Below are 21,774 nucleotides of genomic sequence, written 5' to 3' on the forward strand. Positions count from 1 at the left end.
ATGAAGTTACTGTATTTTTTTATTGATTAATGCACTGCCTATTTTTTGCTCTATCACTTTTTTGCAGGCGAACAGGGCGTCCTGAAAGCGCTGCTGGCTGTATTCGGCGCGCACGCTCGGCGCAATAATGCTGATTGCGTAGGCGCCAAGATAGGTATTAATCAGCACGGCAAAGGTACAGACCCCTTCCAGATGCTCCTGCATATCGCAGGCAATCTCTGAGGACCTGATTTCCGTCAACTGGCAAAGGAGCTGCTCTCTGTTCAGCGTTTTCGGCGTCAGCATCGGCAGCCGGGCGGGGATCCGCTTTTCCAGCGCATCGGCATCAAGCTGGGAGAGGATGATTTTGCCCGCGGCCGTTGAATACGCCGGAGCCTCAACGCCGACGGGAAAGGCGACGCGCAGCTCTCGCTCGTAGATGGTGCAGTCCACGACATACACTTTATCGCCGGCGAGGGTCGACAGGCAGACGGACTCCTGTACCGAGGCGGCAAGATCGTTCAGGTGCTCTCTGACGCTGGTAATAATATCTGCCTGAGTCTGGTGTAGCAGCTGCCCGAGCGCGGGGCCGAGACGAAACCCTCCCTGGCTGCCCATAGACTCAACCATGTTCTCTGCTTCAAGCGCGGCAACAATCCGCTGGACGGTCGAGCGCGCCAGTTGGACATCCTGGGCGATAGCCGACAGGCTCAGCCCCGACGGATGGCGACTGAGCGAGCGCATGACGGCAACCGCCCTGGCGATAACCTGGATCCCTCCAGGGCGGCTTTCCGGTGAGTTTTTCAGACTGTGCATTGCATCATTCCGTCGTAGACATTTCGTGTTGCGTGCGCCGGGAGCGCGTTGAATTATTCCGGCATGATAACGTATCAACCCCTTCAGGGCGCGTGTCCTGAGGATCATTTTTATTTCATCGCCTTTGCGTTACCCTTGCCTGTCCGGAATACTGGGGAGGCGGCAATGAAGCGATGGCGATACGGGATACTGGCGATGGTGTTTGCCGGTGCGGCGGCGGGAGGTGGGTACTGGCTGCAGTCTGGCAACCCGAATGTGCTGCGCCATTTTGTTATCGACCAGTGCGTCCCTCATCAACAGCAGAACAATAATCCCGCTCCCTGCCAGTCGGTGAATCTGCGGGGCGGCTACGTGCTGTTCAAAGATAAAAACGGCCCGCTGCAGTACCTGCTGATGCCCACCTACCGCATCAACGGCATCGAAAGCCCGCTGCTGCTCGATCCTCATACCCAGAATTTTTTCTGGCAGGCCTGGCAAAATCGCCAGTTGATGGCCGAGCGCCGGGGGCAGCCGGTGCCGGACAGCGCCGTGTCGCTGACCATCAACTCCCGCAGCGGCCGCACCCAGAACCATTTCCACATCCACATCTCCTGCCTGCGGCCCGACGTGCGCCAGCAGCTTAATGTCTCGGCCTCCGCTATCAGCAGCCGCTGGCTTCCGCTCCCCGGCGGCCTGCAGGGCCACGAATATCTTGCCCGCCGGGTGAATGAAAGCGAACTGGCGCAGAAAAGCCCGTTCCTGATGCTGGCCGATGAAGTGCCGGAGGCCCGGGAGCACATGGGGCGGTTTTCGCTGGCGGTGGTGCGCCAGAGCGACGGCAGCTTCGTGCTGCTGGCAACGTCGCGCAACCTGCTGAAGCTAAACCGGGCGTCGGCGGAGGAGATTCAGGACCATCGTTGCCGGATTCTGGAGGGGCAGTGATTAATCGCATCATCATCGAAAATTACCGCTCTGCCAGAAAGGTAGCGTTTGACCTCGGCCGCCTCAACCTGGTGTTTGGCGCCAACGGGGCGGGGAAATCGAATATCTACAACGCGCTGCGGCTGATTCAGGGAGCGGCCGACGGGCGCATCTCTGCCCAGCTGGCGGGCGAGGGCGGTATTCAGAGGGCGATGTGGGCGGGTGATACTAAAACCAGTGAGCTACGGCGCATGACGCTATCCGTGGATACCGACGCCTTCAGCTACGAGATGCAGATTGGCTATCCGGATAAAATTCCCTATCCAACCTTTTTTAAACTCGACCCGGTTATCAAAGAGGAGAGACTCTGGCTGGCGGGCTTTGGCCGCCGCCCCTCTTCGCTTGTAATGAAGCGCCGGAACCAGACGGTCTTTCTGACCAACGTCGAAGGCGAAAAGGTCTCCTATGCGGCATCGCTGTATGAGAACGAATCGGTGTTCGGCCAGATAGGCGAGCCGCACCGCTATCCGGAGGTCTCCAGCGCCCGGGAGTTCATCCGCAACTGGCGCTTCTATCACGAATTCAACGTCTCCGGCGGATCGCCGCTGCGCGCGCCGCAGGTGGGCTACCGTTCACCGGTGCTCGCCGGCGACGGCCTTAACCTGGCGGCGGCGTTTCGCACCATTGAAGAGGTCGGCGATGGTGATCTGCTGCATGAGGTGCTGGACTCTGCGTTTCCGCAGTGCGCTTTTCAGGTGGCGCTGGTGGACGGACGCTTTCAGATGCAGATGATCCGCCAGGGCCTGAGAAGGCCGCTGGACGCGGCGGAGATGTCGGACGGAACCCTGCGCTTCCTCTGCCTGGCGGTGGCCCTGCTGAGCCCGCGCCCGCCGGCGTTTATCGCCCTCAACGAACCGGAGAACAGCCTGCATCAGGATATGCTGCCGGCGCTGGCAAAGCTGATTGCCGAAGCCAGCCGCTACACTCAGATCTGGCTAACCAGCCACTCGATGGCGCTGGCGACGCTGATTAAGGCGCACGCGGCGTTCAGCCTTTTCGAGCTGAGCATCGAAGACGGCGCGTCGTCGCTCGCGCAAATTGGCTGATCGGTCGTTTACCTGTCCCGCAGGGCGTCGTAGACTTGCGGAAAAAAACGACAGGAGACAGGTATGTCGCTCTGGTTCACCCACCCTCTGTTCCTCCCCTCGCTGATCGTCGGCATCACGATCCTGCTGTGGGCCACCTCCCTGCTGCCGGAATTTATCACCGCGCTGCTGTTCTTCACCGCGGCGATGGCGGCAAAAATCGCGCCGCCGGAGGTGGTTTTCGGCGGCTTTGCCTCCTCGGCCTTCTGGCTGGTGTTCAGCGGTTTTGTACTCGGTATCGCCATCCGCAAAACCGGGCTGGCGGACCGCGCCGCCGGGGCGCTCTCCGCAAGGCTTACCGATTCGTGGCTGCGGATGGTGGCGAGCGTGGTGCTGCTCAGCTACGCGCTGGCATTCGTGATGCCGTCGAACATGGGCCGCATCGCGCTGCTGATGCCGATCGTGGCGGCGATGGCGGCGCGGGCCGGGATCGGCGAAGGTACCCGCGGCTGGTACGGCCTGGCGCTGGCGGTGGGCTTCGGCACCTTCGAGCTGTCGGCCACCATCCTGCCCGCCAACGTTCCTAATCTGGTAATGAGCGGCGCGGCGGAAGGAGCCTGGGGCATTCATCTTAACTATCTGCCCTACCTGTTTCTCCATACGCCGGTGCTCGGCTGGCTGAAGGGTCTCCTGCTGGTGGGGCTTATTTGCTGGCTGTTTCCGGGCAGGCCGCAGCCGCCGGAGAATTTGCCGCCGCCCGCGCCGATGAGCGCTGATGAGAAGCGGCTGGCGTGGCTGCTGGCGGTGGTACTGGCGCTGTGGGTCACCGGGAGCTGGCACGGCATCGGCCCGGCCTGGGTGGGGCTGGCGGCCGCCTGCGTGACCCTGCTGCCTCGCGTGGGCTTCATCAGCGGCGAGGAGTTCTCTACCGGGGTGAACGTGCGTACCTGCTTTTACGTTGCCGGTATCCTCGGCCTGGCGCTGACCGTGACCCACACCGGCATCGGCGAGGCGGTAGGGCAGGCGCTGATGCGGGTGATGCCGCTGGATGCGGACAGGCCGTTTACCAGCTTCCTGGCGCTGACCGGCATCACCTCGGCGCTGAACTTTATTATGACCGCCAACGGTGTTCCGGCGCTGTATACCACCTTTGCGCAGAGCTTCTCCGACGCGACGGGCTTCCCGCTGCTGAGCGTGATTATGATTCAGGTGATGGGCTACTCGACGCCGCTGCTGCCGTATCAGGCGTCGCCGATTGTGGTGGCGATGGCGCTAGGAAAAGTGCCGGTCAGGGCGGGAATGGTGCTGTGTTTTGCGCTGGCGCTGGGGAGTTATCTGCTGCTGCTGCCGCTGGATTATCTGTGGTATCGCCTGCTGGGGGCGCTGTAGGAATTGCCCTCTCCCCGGGCGGGGAGAGGGCGAAAGCAGTCGCGATTACGCCTGCTTAGCTTCCGCTGCCGCTTTCACGATCGTCGCAAATGCGTCTGCCTTCAGCGATGCGCCGCCAACCAGCGCGCCGTCGATATCCGGCTGACCGAACAGCTCTGCAGCGTTGCCCGCGTTAACGGAGCCGCCGTACTGGATAATAACCTGCTCGGCGATTTTGGCGTCGGTTTTGGCAATGTGATCGCGGATAAACTTGTGTACCGCCTGCGCCTGCGCCGGGGTCGCAGATTTGCCGGTGCCGATAGCCCATACCGGTTCGTAAGCAATGACCACGCCTTCGAACGCCGCTGCGCCCTGCGTTTTCAGCACGGCGTCAATCTGGCGCGCGCACACTTCTTCGGTTTTGCCCGCTTCGTTTTCGGCTTCGGTTTCACCGATGCACAGTACCGGGGTCAGGCCCTGCTCTTTCAGCACGGCGAATTTTTTGGCGATCAGCTCGTCAGACTCTTTGTGGTAGGTGCGACGCTCGGAGTGGCCGATGATGATGTACTGCGCGCCGATGTCTTTCAGCATCTGGGCAGAAGTTTCACCGGTGAATGCGCCGGACAGGTTCAGATCAACGTTCTGTGCACCGAGGTTGATGTGGCTGCCGCCGGCGGCGTGTTTTGCCATGTCGATGTACATTTCCGGCGGCGCGATAGCCACGTCGCAGCCCGCAACGCCGGCGAGCTCTTTACGCAGATTCGCAATCAGATCGTTAACCATCTGGCGGCTGCCGTTCAGCTTCCAGTTACCCATCACTAATGGATGTCGCATTTTAATTCTCCACGCTAGATAAGCGAATTAAGTAAGATGGCCGCCCGCTGGGCGGCATGGTCTGTGAAACAGTATAGAGATTGGACGGCGGAAAGGCTTTGCTTTTTATCATTTATTGCTCCCTTCCAGCGCGTCAGATAGCGCCAGCTTAATCGGTTCAACGGCGAAGGTCAGCCCCTTATCACCGTTATCCGCCACCACATAGCGCAGCGCGCCTTCCGGCGACGCGTAGTAGCGCTTGTTTTTACCGGCAGCCAGCAGCTTCTGCAGCTTCTGGCTGCTCTGGGCGCGGCTCATGCCGGGCGTGAACGCCCGCAGCACCGCGCTCATATACTCCAGCGCCCTGGCTTTCGCCGCCTTCTGCTCCGGGCCCTGAATCGGCAGCCAGGTTATTTGCATCGACTTTATTTTCAGCGTGCCGCGCTCCAGCGCGGTGGAGGCATAGAGGTTTTCGTTAATCTTGCTGGCGGCGCGGGTCAGATTCAGCCGGTCGCTGCTGCCGGAAATAGAGCGAAATTCACTGAGCGCCAGGGTGGGGTTGTCGTGGTTAAACCTTTCGCGAAACTGGCTGATGGATAGATCGAAGCTCGGTGCGCCGGAAAGCAGATAAGGGGCAGCCGGGGGCTCTGCCGACAGGGCACTCTGGCCCGCCGCCATTATCGCGATCCCCATCAGACACAACGCTATCCATCTCTTCATTAGCAGCACCCGTATTTTTTTAGCCCTGATTAAAGCGGGAAAGGGTCCCGCTTGTCAAAAAGTGGCGCAGCCAGGGTAAACTAGCCCGACCATGATAATAAGAGATTTCTCAATGACCCTACAGCAGTGGCTATTTTCGATTAAGGGGCGCATCGGGCGCCGCGACTTCTGGGCGTGGATTGCGGTCTGGCTGCTGGCGATGATGATGCTGTTTATCGCCGCGGGCCGGGCGTGGCTTGAGCTGCAAACCGCCGCTTTTGCGCTGGTGTGCCTGCTGTGGCCCACCGCCGCGGTGACGATAAAGCGCCTGCACGATCGCGGGCGCTCCGGGCTGTGGGCCCTGCTGCTGGTACTGGCGTGGATGCTGCTGGTCGGCAACTGGACGCAGCTCGGCGGCATCTGGTCATGGGCGGTGGGCCGCCTGCTGCCGACGGTTATTCTGGTAATGCTGGTGATTGAGCTGGGCGCGTTTGTCGGCACCCAGGGCGAGAACAAGTACGGTAAAGAGACGCGGGCGGTGAAGTACCGCTGACTACCAGTAGTTTTCCGCCGTCATATGGCCCGGCCGGCGGCGCAGGTGCTTGGTCATCTGCCGGGTCTCTTTGAGCATCTGTTGGGTATCGCGCACCATCTGCGGGTTACCGCACAGCATCACGTGGCTGTTTTCGGTGGTCATCGTCAGACCCACGGCGGCCTCGAGCGCGCCGCTCTCGATCAGCGCCGGCACGCGGCCGGTCAGCGATCCCTCCGCCGTCTCCCGGCTGACCACCGTCTGAATGCGCAGTTTGCCCTCATAGCGCCGCTCAAGCTCGCGCATCAGCGGCAGATAGCTGAGGTCTGATTCATAGCGCACGGCGTGTACCAGCACCAGATTGTTGAAGCGCTCGAGATCTTTTCCCTCCTGCAAAATAGAGAGATACGGCCCGAGTCCGGTGCCGGTGGCGAGCATCCACAGCGTGTCGCTGTCCGGCAGCTCTTCCAGTACGAAAAAACCGGCGGGCTCGCTGACCAGCTGCAGCTCATCGCCCGGCTTCAGCGCCGCCAGATGCGGGCTGAGTTTACCTTCTGGCACCGTTACCAGGTAAAATTCGAGGTCGGGATTGCCGGGGGCATTGAGGTAGGAGTAGGCGCGCTGCACGCGCTCGCCGTTGATTTCGAGACCCAGCTTGCCGTACTGCCCGGCGGTAAAGGGCTGCACGGGGGCGTGAACAATCAGGCTGAACAGTGCGTCAGTCCAGTACTCCACTCTGATAACTTTGCCGGTAACCCAGGTCGCCATAATCCTCTCCTCGCTGCGTTGTGGGTTCTATCTTCGCCAGATGAGGAGGAGATTTCCAGCCCGGGAGGGCCGGAAAGCTCGATTGATCAAATCATTCAGAGTATATGGCGCTGAATTTCCGGATCTTTGCGATCGAGATAGTGAATGGACTGAATGCGGCGAATGGTGCGCGATTTGCCGCGGATCATCAGGGTTTCGGTGGTGGCGATATTGCCCTTGCGGGTAATGCCGTCCAGCAGGTCTCCCTTGGTGATGCCGGTGGCGGAGAAGATAACGTTATCGCTGCGGGCCATCTCGTCGAGGCGCAGCACCTTCTCTGCTTCAATGCCCATCGCCGCGCAGCGGGCCAGCTCCTCTTCGCCAATGCGTCGGTTCTCTTCGCTGTCGCCCTTAACGTGATGGCGGGCGAGCAGGCGGCCCTGCATATCGCCGTCCAGCGCGCGGATCGCTGCCGCCGACACCACGCCTTCCGGCGCGCCGCCGATGCCGTACAGCACATCCACTTCGCTGTCCGGCATGCAGGTCAGGATCGAGGCCGCCACGTCGCCGTCGGGAATGGCAAACACCCGCACGCCCAGCTGCTGCATCTGCGCAATCACCGCGTCGTGGCGCGGCTTGGCGAGAATGGTCACCGTCAGCTCGCCAAGCGGCTTATCCAGCGCTGCGGCCACGTTACGCAGGTTCTCCTCCAGCGGCAGGCTGAGGTCGATGCTGCCTTTCGCCTGCGGGCCAACGATCAGCTTTTCCATGTACATGTCCGGCGCGTTGAGGAAGCAGCCCTTATCGCCGACCGCCAGCACTGCCAGGGCGTTGGCCTGGCCCATGGCGGTCATGCGCGTGCCTTCAATCGGATCGACGGCAATATCCACCGCATCGCCGCTGCCGGTACCGACCCGCTCGCCGATAAACAGCATCGGCGCCTCGTCAATTTCGCCTTCGCCAATCACGATGGTACCGTCGATATTGACCTTATTCAGCATGATGCGCATGGCGTTGACCGCCGCGCCGTCGGCGGTATTTTTATCGCCGCGCCCCAGCCACTTGTAGCCGGCCAGCGCGGCGGCCTCGGTCACGCGCGAAAATTCGATGGCAAGTTCTCGTTTCATAACACACTCGTTGTAGAAGCTAAAAATGAGCGCGCAGCCGCAGGGGCTACGCGTTGGAATAACGCTCGGTTTCCGGCATCCAGCGCGCGATCAGTGCCTCGGCCTGTTGGGGATACTTTTCGTGAATGTGACGCGCAATGCGCTGAACGTCGGGGATCAGGCGCTGATCGCGCAGCAGATCCGCGACTTTAAATTCGGCGTTGCCGGTCTGCCGGGTGCCCAGCAGTTCGCCCGGCCCGCGGATTTCGAGGTCTTTCTGGGCAATGACAAAGCCATCATTGCTGTCGCGCAGCACCTGCAGGCGCTTCTGGGCGGTTTTCGACAGCGGCGATTTATAGAGCAGTACGCAGTGGGAGGCGACGGCGCCGCGGCCGACGCGGCCCCGCAGCTGGTGCAGCTGGGCAAGCCCCAGCCGCTCCGGGTTCTCGATAATCATCAGGCTGGCATTGGGCACATCAACGCCCACTTCGATAACCGTGGTGGCGATCAGCAGGTGCAGCTCGCCCTGCTTGAAGGCCTGCATCACCGCCTGCTTCTCAGCGGGCTTCATCCGCCCGTGGACCAGGCCGATATTGAGCTCAGGCAGGGCGATTTTCAACTCCTCCCAGGTTGCTTCCGCCGCCTGGGCCTCCAGCAGATCCGACTCCTCAATCAGGGTGCAGACCCAGTAGGCCTGGCGGCCTTCGCCGATGCAGGCGTGGCGCACGCGGTCGATGATCTCGCTGCGGCGGGTGTCGGCAATGGCGACGGTGGTCACCGGCGTGCGGCCCGGCGGCAGCTCATCGATGGTGGAGGTATCAAGATCGGCGTAGGCGGTCATCGCCAGGGTGCGCGGAATAGGCGTGGCGGTCATGATCAGCTGGTGGGGATGAAAGCCCTGCTGCTGGCCCTTCTCCCACAGCGCCAGCCGCTGGTGGACGCCGAAGCGGTGCTGTTCGTCGATAATCACCAGCGCCAGGCCGTTAAACTGCACCTGCTCCTGGAAAATCGCGTGGGTGCCGACGATCATCTGCACCTGGCCGGTGGCGATGGCCTCCTGCTGGGCCTGCCGCGCTTTGCCCTTCTGCTTACCCGCCAGCCAGCCCACTTCAACGCCCAGCGGCGCAAACCAGCTGCGGAAGTTGTTGGCGTGCTGTTCGGCCAGCAGCTCGGTCGGCGCCATCAGCGCCGCCTGTTTACCGTGGGCAATGGCCCGCAGGGCCGCGAGAGCGGCGACCAGCGTCTTACCGGAACCGACGTCGCCCTGCACCAGGCGCATCATCGGCACGTCGCGGGCCAGATCGCCTTCGATTTCCGCCGTCACTCGGTTCTGGGCGGCGGTGGGCGTAAACGGCAGCGAGGCCAGCAGGGCGTTTTTCAGCGTATCCTGCGCATCGAGCGGCTGGGCGTGATAGCGCTGGGCGCCGGCCCGCAGGGCCAGCATGCTCAGGTTGTGCGCCAGCAGCTCCTCCATAATCAGGCGCCGCTGGGCGGGGTGCTCTCCGCTTTCCAGATCGCTCAGCAGCAGCGTCGGCGGCGGGCGGTGCAGGGTGCGCAGCGCCTCCGGCAGACTCATCATGCCCTGGGCCAGTTCGGGCGGCAGCAGTTCGGCAATGGCGCAGGTATCCAGCAGATCCAGCGCCTGGTCGGTCAGTTTGCGCAGCGTCGCCTGGCGCACGCCTTCGGTGGTCGGATAGACCGGCGTCAGGGTTTCCTGCAGCTCCGGCGTACTCAGATCGCCCTGCACGCGGTATTCAGGATGGATCATCTCCGCGCCGAACTTGCCGCGCTTCGCTTCGCCGTAGGCCAGCACCCGGCGGCCGGCGGCGAGGCTGTTTTTCATCGCCGCGTTGAAGTTAAAAAAGCGCATCGTCAGAATGCCGCTGCCGTCGCTTATCTGGCAGGTGAGCATCCGGCGGCCGCCGAAGGTAATGGTGCTGTTAAGCACCTCGCCCTCCACCGTGGCGTAGACGCCCGGCAGCAGATCGCCGATGGCGTAGAGGTGAGTACGGTCTTCATAGCGCAGGGGAAGGTGCAGCAGCAGGTCCTGCACGGTATGCAGGCCAATTTTCGCCAGTTTCGCGGTTTGCGCCGCCCCGACGCCGGTGAGCGAACTCAGCGGCACGGCATCCAGAAGGCGCCCCTGCATGGCTTACTTTGCCGCCTGCATGGTGGCCCACCAGGCGGGATCGGCTTCGATTTCGCCGAGGCCGTTGACGTGCGGGTAGGGCAGCTTTTTGCGCTTCGCCAGCCGCGCCAGTACCGGATAGCCGCCTTCAAACAGCAGGCGCTGCTGCTCGTCGTCCGGCAGCATGCTGCTGCTGCGCTCGTACAGGCCGGCGTTCTGCCGCTGGCGCTGGGCTTCGTAGAGGATCAGCGCCGAGGCCACCGAGACGTTCAGGGACTGCACCATGCCGGTCATCGGGATGATAATGTCCCGGTCCGCCAGCGCCAGCGCTTCCTCGGTGATGCCGGTCTTCTCCTGGCCCATCAGAATGCAGGTCGGGCGGGTGTAGTCTATGTCGCGGAAGTCGACGGCCTTCGCCGAGAGGTGGGTCGCCAGGATCTGCATGCCGCGTCCCTTGAGGACGGACACCGCATCGGCGATGGTCGGATGGGTTTTCACCTGCACCCAGCTGTTGCTGCCCGCGGCGGTTGAGGCCATGGTGCGCATCCGGCTGCCGGGCCAGACGGCGTGGACTTCGTGTACGCCGACGGCGTCGGCGGTGCGGACAATCGCCGAGACGTTATGAGGCTTGTGGACCTGCTCCATGCAGACGGTCAGGTCGGGCTGACGCCGGGCGAGCATCTCGCGAATTCTGGCGTAACGCTGTGGGTTCATAACGCTAGTTTCTGTTGCGGTTAACTTTAATCACATCCGGCATAACGCGAATTTTGCGCATGATGTTGGCCAGATGCACGCGGTCGCGGGCGGTCAGGCGGATAAAGGCGCTGTACACGCGGCCGTCTTTCTCTTCGGTATTCAGGCTCTGGATGTTCGATGTAGCGGTATTGATGGCCGCCGTCAGGTTGGCCAGCGCCCCCTGATGGTTGAACATATCGACCTTAATCTCGGTGATAAATTCCTGGGCCGTCTCTTTATCCCACTCCACGGCCATGAACTTCTCGGCTTCTTTCTGATAGCCGCGAATGTTGCGGCAGGACTCGTGGTGGATAACCAGTCCTTTGCCGGGGCTGACGTGGGCAATAATCGGATCGCCGGGGATCGGGCGACAGCACTTGGCGAAGGTGATCAGCACGCCGTCCGCGCCCTTTATCGGCAGATGGCTCTGGCCAGCCGGGGCGGGCATTTGCGCGACGGTCGCATCGCCCTGCTGCAGGTTTTTCGCCACCACCACGCTCATGGCGTTGCCGAGGCCGATTTCTGCCAGCAGATCGTCAAGCGTCGCAATCTTCATGCGCTCCAGCTCGCGCTGGATATTCTCTGCCGGGATCTCGGCAAGCTTGCGGCTGCCGCCCAGCGCGTGGTTGAGCAGGCGCCGGCCGAGGCTGACGGAGTCATCGCGCTTAAGGTTTTTCAGCAGTTGGCGAATTTTGGCCCGCGCCTTGGAGCTGACCACAAAGTTGAGCCACGCGGCGTTCGGGCGCGCGCCCGGCGCGGTGATGATTTCTACCGTCTGGCCGCTGGTCAGCGGCTGCGACAGCGGATAAGGCTGCCTGTCGACGCGGGCGCCGACGCAGGCGTGGCCGATATCGGTGTGTACCGCGTAGGCGAAGTCCACCGGCGTCGCGCCTGCCGGCAGCTCGACGATGCGGCCTTCCGGGGTGAAAACGTAAATCTCATCCGGGAACAGATCGGATTTCACGCTCTCGATAAATTCAAACGAGCTGCCCGCGCTCTGCTGCAGCTCAAGCAGGCTCTGCATCCAGCGCTGGGCGCGGATCTGGGCGGTGGTGCTGGTCTCGCCGTGCTCTTTATACGCCCAGTGGGCGGCAACCCCCATCTCTGCCATCTGATCCATATCTTCGGTACGGATCTGCACCTCAACCGGCACGCCGTGCGGGCCAATCATTGAGGTGTGCAGGGACTGATAGCCGTTCGCCTTGGGGATGGCGATATAGTCTTTCACCCGGCCCGGACGCGGCTTGTAGAGGCTGTGCATCTGGCCCAGCACCCGGTAGCAGGTGTCGGAGTCCTGGACGATCACGCGGAAGGCGTAGATATCCATGATCGAGTGAAAACGCTGCTCTTTCAGCACCATTTTGCAGTAGATCGAGTAAAGATGCTTCTCCCGCCCGCTGACGCGACACGGAATGCCGGCTTCCTGCAGGCGGCCTTCAATTTCCGAGAGGATCTTCTGGATCATCTCTTTGCGGTTGCCGCGCGCGGCTTTAACCACCTCTTTAATGACGCGGTAGCGGTTCGGGTACAGCGCTTCAAAGCCCAGCTCTTCAAGCTCGGTCTTGATGTGGTGGATACCTAAACGGTGGGCCAGCGGGCTGTAGATTTCCAGCGTTTCGCGGGCGATGCGGCGGCGCTTGTCCGGGCGAAGGGAGCCCAGAGTACGCATGTTATGGGTGCGGTCGGCGAGCTTGATGAGGATGACGCGGATATCCTGCACCATCGCCATGATCATCTTGCGAAAGTTTTCGGCCTGGGCCTCTTTCTTGTCGCGAAAATTGAGCTTGTCGAGCTTGGAGACCCCTTCCACCAGTTCGGCCACGGTTTTGCCAAACAGCTGCTCCATGTCCTGGTAGGTGGCGGGGGTATCTTCAATCACGTCGTGCAGCAGGGCGGCCATCAGCGTTTCGTGGTCGAGTTTCATCTCGGCCAGGATACAGGCCACCGCGACCGGGTGCGTGATATAGGGCTCACCGCTTGAACGTGTCTGGCCCTCGTGAGCGTCACGTGCAACGAGATACGCCTGCTGAAGACGTTTTATCTGGTCTTCAGGCAGGTAGGTTTGAATCAGTTGATTCAGGCTTTCAAACAGATACAAGGGTTACCCGCAGGGTTAATTAACGACGACCTTCAGCAATTGCGGTCACGGCCTGCAGTTCTGCGGCTTCCTGCTCTTGCTGCTCCTGGCGCTCACGCACGTCGAGGATCTGGTTGTTGATAAGACCCTCTTCGATTTCGCGCAGGGCGATAACGGTAGTTTTATCGTTTTCTTCCGGTACCAGCGGATCCTTGCCGCCTACCTGCATCTGACGAGCGCGACGCGCGGCGACCAGCACCAGGTCAAAACGGTTACCAATTTTCTCTACAGCGTCCTGAACGGTTACGCGTGCCATATGTATAAAGCTCCACAGATGAAGAAATGACTGGGCATGATACTGAATGTGGGCTCAGTCTGCCAATAGTTTGCTGATTAAAGCGTCATGTCGCTGCTTCTGACGGCTGATGCGCAGACGTTCAGCGCGGATAATGATTTTCAGGTCGCTCAGCGCGGTATCAAAATCATCATTCACAATAAGGTAATCATATTCGGCGTAGTGGCTCATTTCTGCAACCGCCTGCGCCATGCGTCTGGCAATCACCTCTTCGCTGTCCTGGCCGCGGCCGCGCAGGCGACGATCCAGTTCATCCTTCGACGGCGGAAGAATGAAAATACTGCGCGATTCCGGCATGCGCTTGCGGATCTGCTGCGCGCCCTGCCAGTCGATGTCGAGAAACACATCGACACCGGTTTTCAGCACCTGCTCGATGGTTTCGCGCGAGGTGCCGTAATAATTGCCAAACACTTCCGCATGCTCAAGAAAGGCGTCTTCGCCAATCATTGACCGGAACTGGTCGTGATTAACAAAGAAATAGTGTTCACCGTGCACTTCACCCGGGCGCGGCGCGCGCGTGGTGTGTGAAACGGAAACCTGGGTATCGTACAGCGGTTGGGTTTTCAGCAGAGCCTGAATCAGGCTGGATTTACCCGCGCCGCTGGGCGCAGAAACTATATAAAGCGTGCCTTGAGCCATGAGAAGTCTTGTATGTGAGTCGGAAAGAAAGTCTACATACGAGCCTATTATACACGTCGCCGCTGCGCGACGTAGCCTTTGTCACACTTTTTGTCAGCCAGCGGCGGCTTTTACGCGCCGTTTCCACGATTTTTTGCACCGTTGCAGTCACGAGAGTGGTTTCTCTGAATCGGCTTCGCAAAGGCGAAAATGCGTCGTCGATTGGCGTTTTCCGCCGGGCTATAACTCGCCGCAGATAAAAGGAGGCAACGATGATATGGCGCAGCGTTGGGCTTTTGATACTCATACTGATCGGCACGCCGGGGCAGGCGACATGCCCGGCGTGGTCGGCCGGGCGGGCCGCCAGCGAGATCGCCCGGCTTGAGGCGCAGATAGCGCGCTGGAACGATCGCTACTGGCAGGCGGGTATTTCCGAGGTCAGCGATGAGACCTTCGATCAGCTCAGCGAACACCTCGGTCAGCTACAGGGCTGCTTCGGCCGGTCGAAACCGCTGCCGCCAATTGCCGCCCGGCGCGGCGGCGCGCGTCATCCGGTTGCCCACGTCGGGCTGCGTAAAATGGCCGACGGCGACGCGCTCGCGCGCTGGATGGCTGCAAAGCAGGATCTGTGGGCGCAGCCCAAAATTGACGGCGTGGCGGTGACGCTGGAGTACCGCAATGGCGCGCTGTACCGGGCCATCAGCCGCGGCGACGGCTTCGCCGGCGAGGACTGGACGGATGCCGTCAGGCGGCTCCCGGCGGTGCCGGCGCGGATATCCGGGCCGCCGGGCGACAGCGTGCTGCAGGGCGAGCTGTTCCTGCTGCGCGACGGACACGTGCAGCAGGCGATGGGCGGCATCAACGCCCGGGCGAAGGTTGCGGGCGCCATGAAGCGCAGGGCCGCCGCTTCCGCACCGGAAACGATCGGCATCTTTATCTGGGGCTGGCCCGACGGCCCGGCCGCGATGGCGGCGAGACTCACGCAGCTGAAGGCGGCCGGTTTTGGTTACGTCAGCGACTACACGCTGCCGGTGGCGCACCTGGGCGACGTCGAGCGGCTGCGCCAGCGCTGGCTGACCGCGCCGCTGCCGTTCGTGACCGACGGCGTGGTGGTGCGTGCGGCCCGAGAGCCTGCGGGCAGGTTCTGGAAGCCCGGCGACGGCGAGTGGGCGGTGGCGTGGAAATATCCGCCGGTGACAAGGGTAGCGGAAGTCAGGGCGATTGCCTTCAGCGTCGGGCGCACCGGCAAGGTCGCGGCGGTGGCGCAGCTGGCGCCGGTGACCCTTGATGATAAGCAGGTAACGCGCGTTAGCCTCGGCACGGTCGACCGCTGGCGGCGGCTGGATATCGCGCCGGGCGACCGGCTGGTGATCGGTCTTGCCGGGCAGGGCATTCCGCGCCTTGAGCGCGTGGCGTGGCGGGCCGCAGAGCGAACGAAACCAGCGCCGCCCGCCGGCGATTTCCACGCGCTCAGCTGCTATCGCGACCTGCCCGGCTGTCGGGCGCAGTTCCTGTCGCGCCTGCAGTGGGCCGGAAAAATGCTGCAGATTGAGGGCGCGGGCGAGGCGATGTGGCGGCAGCTGCTGCGGGCGCACCGCTTCGACACGCTGTTCGGCTGGCTGGCGCTGGATGCCGGGGCCCTCGAAAAGACGCCGGGTCTGTCGGCCAAACGCGTACCGACGCTGCTGCACCAGTTTAATCTCGCCCGGCGCAAACCTTTTCGCCTGTGGTTACAGGCGGCAGGCATCCCGCTGAGCGCCGATGCGCTGCGTCTGCTCGGCGATGAACGCTGGGGTCAGCTGCTGGCCCGCAGCGAGGCGGAGTGGCAGCGGCTGCCGCAGGTAGGGAGCGTAAAGGCCGGCCAACTAATGAAGTGGCTGCGCGCGCCGGAGGTGGCCGCCCTTGCCCGCTGGCTGGCGGAGCAGGGCGTGAGCGGTTTTGGCAGTCAGTGAGCGTCGTGGCGGTAGTAGAACACCGGCAGGCCGAGTTTCAGACGCAGCGCCAGCAGGCGGGCGGTAAAGCCAAACAGCAGCGTGGCGATCACCACCACGTCCTGGCTGCTGACGTAGTGCTGCAGGGCGATATAGAGCACCGCGGAGGCGAAGGAGATCCCGGCATACAGCTCTTTCTGGAATACCAGCGGGATGCGCTTGCAGAACATATCCCGCAGCACGCCGCCGAAAACGCCGGTCACCACCGCGGCAATGGTAGCCACGATGGGGCCATGGCCCATATCGAGCGCAATCTGGGCGCCGATAATGGAAAACACCACCAGGCCAAGGGCATCAAGCAGCAGAAACAGGCGGCGCAGGTGCGGCATTACCGGCGCGGCGAATGTGGTGACGACGGCGGCGACGGCCACGATGATTGCGTACTCCGGATGCTTTACCCAGCCCAGCGGATAGTGTCCCAGCAGAATGTCGCGCACGGAGCCGCCGCCTAAGGCCGTGGCAAAAGCAATAATGATCACGCCGAAAGTATCCATCCGGCGACGCCCGGCGGCCAGCGCGCCGGTCATGGCTTCGGCAGTAATGCCAATTAAGTAGAGTACGTGTAGCAGCATGGGGCCTCCCTGAACTGAGGCCGCAGGGTAGTCAATTGTGAGCAGACTCACGATTGAGATTTTCTAAGGCAAGATGCAATTGATTACTTTTTCTAATCTTAAAATCGAATTTTCACGCTTTTAATAAGGGTTGGTGGTTTTTTTATCATAAATTTTACTATCGCCAGAGGTCGGGCCTCGTACGGAACTGCCCCGACATGGCGCTGGGGTTGCGGCGTGCGGCTGCCTCCGGCGGGAAGCAGACCCCGCCCGGGCTCAGTGGGGAAGCTCCAGGATCTCAATCCAGTAGCCGTCCGGATCGAGAATAAATGCCACCTCTTTCATCCGCCCCTCTGACGGCCGTTTTTTAAAGGAGACGCCCATGTTCTCAAACCGCGAGCAGGCTGCGGCGAGATCCGGCACCACCATGCATAAGTGGCCAAAACCGCGCGGTTCGTCGTTACCGCTGTGGTAGCTGAACGCGCTCTGCTTTTCGGTGCCGTGATTCCAGGTGAGCTCCAGCACGCCCGGCCGGGACAGGATCCATTGGTAGCGCAGCGCGTCGTCTTGAGGGATATCGCTTGCCGCGTTTGCGATCATATAGACGATGGTAAAAGCATCGTCGTTAAAGTCCCGACGATAAACCGGTGTGAATCCCAGCACGTGGTCATAGAAATCCATTGACGCCTGCAGGGACTTCACCCGGATCATGGTGTGGTTGAAAATATAGCCATCCGTTGCTGATGTCTTATCTGGATTACGCATAGTCATTTTCTTCTCCAAATAGCGCCCCGACGCAGCGGGGCTGCAAAACGTTAGCGGGCGATTTCGCTGTAATGGTGTTCATCATAGGCTTCGCTCAGGAAGCTGTTCACTACGTCGTTAAACGCAATCCAGTGCGCCGTTTTCTGATGTTCTTCCAGCGCCGCTTTGCTGGTCCACGCCTCAATCAGCGCGTAGTGCAGGGGATCGGCGTCATTGTTCCACAACTGGTAGCGCAGGCAGCCGGCTTCCTTGTTGGATTCAGTGACCATATTGTGCAGAACACTAAGGAAATCAGCTTCTTTAGACGGGGAGACCTTAAAAAATACGTTAAGAATAATCATGGAATTGCCCTTTTACTGTTTATCCCGATGGATATTGGGAGGTGAATAGCGCGTCGCAGCTATACGCCTTAACGCCGACGCGGCAAATAATAGGGCAGGAGATAAATTACTAAAATTGAATTAAAATGACTTAATCAATTCACTAAAAGTGAAATAACATGCTAAAGATCAGATATATAGAGGCTTTTTGTCAGGTCGTGCGTCTGGGAAGTGTTTCTGCGGCGGCCGACGCGCTATTTTGCGTTCCCTCTAACATCACCAAAATGATAAAGGAGCTGGAGTCCGGCCTGCCCGCCCCCCTGTTTAACCGCGACAGGGGAAGGCTGACCGTGACCACCTTTGGCCTCAGTTATTACGATGAAGTAAGCCAGCTTCTGACGATGGCTGCGAATATTGAGGAGAAATATCAATCTGACGCCAGCCGTACCCTCAGAATTGGCGCGCTGGATATCGCCGCCGATTACTGGCTACCGGACAAGCTCGTCGCCTTTCAGCAGGCTTATCCCCACTATTTGCTCAAAGTGTACCGCGCTTTTTCCCGCGAGCTGGAGAGCGGGCTGCTTGAAAACCGTTATGACGTTATCTACTCTGATGGCCCGCTCGTTCATCCCGAAATTGAGAGTCAGCCTGCATTTAACGGCTATCTGCAAAAAGTGGGCTTTCCGGAGACGGCGCGCGGGGAGACCGTCCGGGTCTATAGCTTTGGCCACGACTGTCTCTACCGGGCAATGATCGAGGCATGGATCGCCGACCGTCCCGCCGGCCGCTATCAGATCGTGGATATTGAGAGCTATCCGCTGATAAAGGCGCTGGTGACCAGCGGTTTTGGCATCAGTTTTGTGCCGCAGAGCATCGTGGCGGATCTGCAGTTTCCACAGCAGATTATCGGTAAGGATATCATTAAAACGGAGAGTTGCTTTGCCTGGGAGCGGTTCAGAAAAGACGCGGCGATTGCGCAGCTGATTACCTTTATGCGGGCGTAAATCAGCAGCGGCCGTGCATAGCCGCCGCCAATTGATGATTACAGCCCGTAGGCGCTCAAATCCGGTCCCGCCGGTACAATACCGTTCGGGTTCAGCGCTTTAATCGAGTAGTAGCCCTGCTTGATATGGTCGATGTTGACCGTTTCGCGCACGCCGGGAATATCCAGAATATGCTGGAGATAGCGATCCAGATTCGGGTACTCCGCCAGCTTGCGAAGATTACACTTAAACAGGCCGTGGTAGGCGGCGTCGAAGCGCACCAGGGTAACAAACAGGCGAATGTCCGCCTCGGTAAGCTGCTCGCCGCACAGGAAACGGCGGTTTGCCAGGCGCTGCTCCAGGGTATCCAGCATGGTGAACACGTCGCGAACCGCCTCTTCATAGCTTATTTGCGTTGTCGCAAAGCCGGAGCGGTAAACGCCGTTGTTGAGCTTCGGATAGATCTCCGCGTTGAGGTCGTCTATCTCCGCCTGCAGGTGATCCGGATAGAGGTCGTACTCGCGGCTGGCGAGATCGCCGAATCCGGAGTTAAACATGCGCAGGATATCGGCGGACTCGTTGTTGACCATGGTGTCGGTTTTTTTGTCCCACAGCACGGGAACCGTTGCCCTGCCGGTGAAGTGCGGGTCGGCGTAGGTGTAGAGCTGGTGCAGCCACTCGACCTGCTTTAGCGCGTCCGGGGTTGAGCCGGGGTAATCGCCGAAGTGCCAGCCTTCGTTGAGCAGCCAGGGCTCCACCACCGACAGGCTGACGATCTCCTCCAGTCCCTTGAGCTTGCGCGCAATCAGGGTGCGCGAAGCCCAGGGACAGATCAGCGCGACGTAAAGGTGGTAGCGGCCCGGCTCGGCAATAAAGCCGCCGTCGCCTGTGATCCCCGCCGCGCCGTCCGGGGTAACCCAGTGGCGAAAGCTGGAGGTCTGGCGGACGAATCCGCCTTTTTCATCTTTGGCCTGGACCGGATGCCAGTCCGCCGTCCACTTTCCGTCTATCAGCATATCGTTACCATTAAGCTTTGGTCGTTGGTTTCAGCGCGTATTTACCGTCGCCAATCAGCGCCAGCGCCAGCAGGCCAACTATCCAGAATGCCGGGAACTCCCAGCCGCCGTTCGGATTAGTGAAGAAGAAGCCTGCCGGACCGTGTACGGTAACAATAGCACCAAGCAGAACAGGAACCAGCACAATGGCCACCGCGCGGGCATAAATACCGAGCAGCAGCGCAATGGCGCCTACCAGCTCAATTGCCATGGTGATGTAGGCCAGCCAGCCCGGCAGGCCGAGGGAGGCAAAGAACTTCGCCGTGCCGGCTGGGGTAAAGACAAAAAATTTCAGGCCAAAGTGGGCAAAGAACAGTACGGCCAGCGCCAGGCGCAGAAGCAGCGCTGCGTAGGGAGTCGTGCGTTGATCGAACATAGTGGTTGTATCTCCTGTGTGTTGATGGAGGATACTGTAACGTTTTTTTTCTGCCCGATTATCCCGCTAAAAGGGAGATGTTTATTTCCATAATGGAAATAATACTCACAGCTGTCTGCGCCTCTCCTCATCGGCGAAGATCGCCACCAGAAAATCGATCATTACCCGGGTTTTGTGCGCCATATAGCGTGCGGGAGGAAAGACGGCAAACAGCGCCAGCGGCGGCGCCTCATAGGCGGTGAGCAGCGGGCGGATGCGGCCATTTGCTATCGCGTCACTGGCGATAAACAGCGGCAGGCGGGCGATCCCGAGCCCGGCGCAGGCGGCTTCCAGACACACTTCGGCGTTTGAAAAGCGCATTCTGCCGCTTACCGGCTGTGAGTGGAGCTTCTGCTGGGCGTCTAGAAACGGCCAGTGCCACGGATCGCGAAAGTTAGTATCGACGATGAGCGGATGCTGACTCAGCTCCTGCCAGTGCTGCGGCTCGCCGTGGGCGGCAAGATAGGCCGGTGAGGCAATTACCACGTTGCGTATCGGGCACAGGCGGCGGGCCAGCAGGCTGCTGTCGGTAAGGCTCCCGATGCGCAGCGCCAGATCAAAACCCTCATCGACGACGTTGACCAGCCGGTCGGCGTAGCTGACATCAAGCTCTATCTCGGGATAGCGGCGGGCAAACGCCACCAGGTGCGGGGTCAGTCGGGAGGTGCCGAAGGTGACCGGGGCGGAGATCCGCAGCTGGCCGGAGGGCGCGTTGGAGATATTGCGCACCGCATCGTTGAGCTCGTCATAATCAATGAGCAGCTGGCGGATCCGCTCGTAGTAGGCCAGGCCGACGTCGGTGGGCGTCAGCGAGCGGGTGCTGCGGCGAAACAGGTTGGCGCCGAGCTCTTTTTCCAGCCGGGAAATAAGCTTCGATGCCTGGCCGTGGCTGGTGCCGCGCCGCTGGGCGGCCAGCGTAAAGCTGCCGGTTTCCATCACCGCCACGAACATGCGATCGCAATCCAGTCGTTCCATGTGCCGCCTCTTCCGGAGCCAAAAAGCGTATCTTAATACAAGGGGGACCGGCTTACACTTCGCTCCACGACCGCAGCAGATTGTGATACATGTTGAGCAGCGACAGGGTCTCCGGGCTGTCGCCGTGGCGCGCCTTCAGTCCCTGAATATTCTGGTCCAGCTCAAACAGCATGGCCCGCTGTTTGTCGTCGCGGATCATCGACTGGATCCACAGGAAAGAGGCTTCCCGGCAGCCGCAGGTTACCGGCGTCACGCAGTGCAGGCTGCTGGAAGGGTAAAGCACCAGATCGCCCGCCGGCAGCTTCACCTTGTGCTGGCCGTAGGTGTCTTCAATCACCAGTTCGCCGCCTTCGTAGCTCTCCGGCGCGCAGAGGAACAGCGTGGCGGAGAGGTCGGTGCGCATCCATCCGGCCTGACCGTTTCTGCGCATCGCGCCGTCAACGTGGAAGCCGTAGGTTTCTCCCTGCTGATAGCGGTTAAACAGCGGCGTGGAGATGGTCAGCGGCAGAGCGGCGGCGAAGAACAGCGGGCTGCGGTTCAGGGCCTCCATCACCGCCGACTGCAGGCGCTGATAAAGCTCGCTGTCGGTATCAATTTGCTGATTGTTTTTGACGGTGGCGCCCTGATGGCCCACGGTCGCCCGCCCGTCAATCCAGTTCGCCTGCTGCATCAGCTGTCTGAAGTCGGCAACTTCGGCCGCAGTGAGCACCGCCGGGATGTGATACATCATGATCTACTGTCCTTTAAAACGCGGGGCGCTG

General features: G+C 60.9%; 23 protein-coding genes. 6 read left to right on the plus strand and 17 right to left on the minus strand.

The features are described 5' to 3' along the window. Window positions 1-6: 6 nt before the first annotated feature. A complete protein-coding gene (locus ENGE1_RS11955) occupies window positions 7-795 on the minus strand; it encodes an IclR family transcriptional regulator (protein ID WP_048253600.1) in 789 nt (262 codons plus the stop codon). A gap of 165 nt (window positions 796-960) precedes the next feature. Between ENGE1_RS11955 and ENGE1_RS11960 the strand changes: the two genes are divergently transcribed. From ENGE1_RS11960 to ENGE1_RS11970, 3 genes are all read left to right on the plus strand, one after another. Then, complete coding sequence (locus ENGE1_RS11960) at window positions 961-1,716, plus strand: CDP-diacylglycerol diphosphatase (protein WP_048253601.1); 756 nt, start codon at window positions 961-963, stop codon at window positions 1,714-1,716. Then, window positions 1,713-2,801 (plus strand): AAA family ATPase, encoded by a 1,089-nt coding sequence (locus tag ENGE1_RS11965; RefSeq protein WP_048253602.1) that lies wholly within the window; start codon window positions 1,713-1,715, stop codon window positions 2,799-2,801. Before ENGE1_RS11960 ends, ENGE1_RS11965 begins: the two co-directional genes overlap by 4 nt. A 63-nt stretch (window positions 2,802-2,864) precedes the next feature. Continuing rightward, window positions 2,865-4,169, plus strand: coding sequence for an SLC13 family permease (locus ENGE1_RS11970; RefSeq protein WP_048253603.1), 1,305 nt, complete (start codon window positions 2,865-2,867; stop codon window positions 4,167-4,169). A gap of 45 nt (window positions 4,170-4,214) precedes the next feature. On the opposite strand, the gene tpiA is transcribed toward ENGE1_RS11970, so the two are convergent. Continuing rightward, window positions 4,215-4,982 (minus strand): triose-phosphate isomerase, encoded by a 768-nt coding sequence (gene tpiA / locus ENGE1_RS11975; RefSeq protein ID WP_043081319.1) that lies wholly within the window; start codon window positions 4,980-4,982, stop codon window positions 4,215-4,217. Between the two features lie 108 nt (window positions 4,983-5,090). Then, the gene (locus ENGE1_RS11980) at window positions 5,091-5,681 is read right to left on the minus strand and encodes a DUF1454 family protein (RefSeq protein WP_043081318.1); all 591 of its coding nucleotides are present in this window, start codon (window positions 5,679-5,681) and stop codon (window positions 5,091-5,093) included. Window positions 5,682-5,793: 112 nt separating this feature from the next. Here ENGE1_RS11980 and ENGE1_RS11985 point away from each other — a divergent pair, with 112 nt between their 5' ends. After that, window positions 5,794-6,213 (plus strand): DUF805 domain-containing protein, encoded by a 420-nt coding sequence (locus tag ENGE1_RS11985; RefSeq protein WP_045290360.1) that lies wholly within the window; start codon window positions 5,794-5,796, stop codon window positions 6,211-6,213. Here the strand turns inward: ENGE1_RS11985 and fpr are convergent, their stop codons facing one another. From fpr to gmk, 7 genes are all read right to left on the minus strand, one after another. Beyond that, the gene (gene fpr / locus ENGE1_RS11990; protein WP_048253604.1) at window positions 6,214-6,960 is read right to left on the minus strand and encodes a ferredoxin--NADP(+) reductase; all 747 of its coding nucleotides are present in this window, start codon (window positions 6,958-6,960) and stop codon (window positions 6,214-6,216) included. A gap of 95 nt (window positions 6,961-7,055) precedes the next feature. After that, the gene (gene glpX / locus ENGE1_RS11995; protein WP_048253605.1) at window positions 7,056-8,066 is read right to left on the minus strand and encodes a class II fructose-bisphosphatase; all 1,011 of its coding nucleotides are present in this window, start codon (window positions 8,064-8,066) and stop codon (window positions 7,056-7,058) included. Between the two features lie 46 nt (window positions 8,067-8,112). After that, on the minus strand, window positions 8,113-10,194 hold the full coding sequence (recG, locus tag ENGE1_RS12000; protein WP_048253606.1) for an ATP-dependent DNA helicase RecG: 2,082 nt from the start codon (window positions 10,192-10,194) through the stop codon (window positions 8,113-8,115). Window positions 10,195-10,197: 3 nt separating this feature from the next. Beyond that, entirely contained in the window at window positions 10,198-10,887 is a 690-nt protein-coding gene (gene trmH, locus ENGE1_RS12005; protein ID WP_045290366.1) for a tRNA (guanosine(18)-2'-O)-methyltransferase TrmH, read from the minus strand. Window positions 10,888-10,891: 4 nt separating this feature from the next. Then, on the minus strand, window positions 10,892-13,006 hold the full coding sequence (spoT, locus tag ENGE1_RS12010) for a bifunctional GTP diphosphokinase/guanosine-3',5'-bis pyrophosphate 3'-pyrophosphohydrolase (RefSeq protein WP_043081312.1): 2,115 nt from the start codon (window positions 13,004-13,006) through the stop codon (window positions 10,892-10,894). Between the two features lie 19 nt (window positions 13,007-13,025). Beyond that, on the minus strand, window positions 13,026-13,301 hold the full coding sequence (gene rpoZ, locus ENGE1_RS12015) for a DNA-directed RNA polymerase subunit omega (RefSeq protein ID WP_000135058.1): 276 nt from the start codon (window positions 13,299-13,301) through the stop codon (window positions 13,026-13,028). Between the two features lie 54 nt (window positions 13,302-13,355). Further along, window positions 13,356-13,979 carry a guanylate kinase gene (gene gmk / locus ENGE1_RS12020; RefSeq protein ID WP_045290368.1) on the minus strand — a complete coding sequence of 208 codons (624 nt, stop codon included), beginning with the start codon at window positions 13,977-13,979 and terminating at the stop codon, window positions 13,356-13,358. Window positions 13,980-14,230: 251 nt separating this feature from the next. Here gmk and ligB point away from each other — a divergent pair, with 251 nt between their 5' ends. Continuing rightward, window positions 14,231-15,910, plus strand: coding sequence for an NAD-dependent DNA ligase LigB (gene ligB, locus ENGE1_RS12025; protein ID WP_048253607.1), 1,680 nt, complete (start codon window positions 14,231-14,233; stop codon window positions 15,908-15,910). Here the strand turns inward: ligB and ENGE1_RS12030 are convergent. The 3 genes from ENGE1_RS12030 to ENGE1_RS12040 form a co-directional block, all read right to left on the minus strand. Further along, a complete protein-coding gene (locus ENGE1_RS12030) occupies window positions 15,904-16,521 on the minus strand; it encodes a trimeric intracellular cation channel family protein (RefSeq protein ID WP_043081309.1) in 618 nt (205 codons plus the stop codon). The two genes, ligB and ENGE1_RS12030, sit on opposite strands and share 7 nt — an antisense overlap. A 255-nt stretch (window positions 16,522-16,776) precedes the next feature. Further along, the gene (gloA, locus tag ENGE1_RS12035; RefSeq protein WP_225823459.1) at window positions 16,777-17,265 is read right to left on the minus strand and encodes a lactoylglutathione lyase; all 489 of its coding nucleotides are present in this window, start codon (window positions 17,263-17,265) and stop codon (window positions 16,777-16,779) included. A 50-nt stretch (window positions 17,266-17,315) separates the two neighbouring features. After that, entirely contained in the window at window positions 17,316-17,606 is a 291-nt protein-coding gene (locus tag ENGE1_RS12040) for a putative quinol monooxygenase (RefSeq protein WP_048253609.1), read from the minus strand. 158 nt (window positions 17,607-17,764) lie between these two features. Between ENGE1_RS12040 and ENGE1_RS12045 the strand changes: the two genes are divergently transcribed. After that, window positions 17,765-18,589, plus strand: a complete 825-nt coding sequence (locus tag ENGE1_RS12045) for a LysR family transcriptional regulator (RefSeq protein WP_072065281.1) — start codon at window positions 17,765-17,767, stop codon at window positions 18,587-18,589. A 38-nt stretch (window positions 18,590-18,627) separates the two neighbouring features. Here the strand turns inward: ENGE1_RS12045 and ENGE1_RS12050 are convergent, their stop codons facing one another. The 4 genes from ENGE1_RS12050 to ybiX form a co-directional block, all read right to left on the minus strand. Beyond that, complete coding sequence (locus ENGE1_RS12050; RefSeq protein ID WP_048253611.1) at window positions 18,628-19,584, minus strand: glutathione S-transferase family protein; 957 nt, start codon at window positions 19,582-19,584, stop codon at window positions 18,628-18,630. Between the two features lie 10 nt (window positions 19,585-19,594). Next, window positions 19,595-19,999, minus strand: a complete 405-nt coding sequence (locus tag ENGE1_RS12055; protein ID WP_048253612.1) for a DoxX family protein — start codon at window positions 19,997-19,999, stop codon at window positions 19,595-19,597. A 105-nt stretch (window positions 20,000-20,104) separates the two neighbouring features. Then, a complete protein-coding gene (locus tag ENGE1_RS12060) occupies window positions 20,105-21,013 on the minus strand; it encodes a LysR family transcriptional regulator (protein WP_043081303.1) in 909 nt (302 codons plus the stop codon). Window positions 21,014-21,065: 52 nt separating this feature from the next. Continuing rightward, the gene (ybiX, locus tag ENGE1_RS12065) at window positions 21,066-21,743 is read right to left on the minus strand and encodes a PKHD-type hydroxylase YbiX (RefSeq protein ID WP_048253613.1); all 678 of its coding nucleotides are present in this window, start codon (window positions 21,741-21,743) and stop codon (window positions 21,066-21,068) included. Between the last annotated feature and the right edge of the window lie 31 nt (window positions 21,744-21,774).

It is taken from the genome of Pluralibacter gergoviae ATCC 33028 = NBRC 105706, assembly GCF_001598855.1.
Taxonomy (GTDB): domain Bacteria; phylum Pseudomonadota; class Gammaproteobacteria; order Enterobacterales; family Enterobacteriaceae; genus Pluralibacter; species Pluralibacter gergoviae.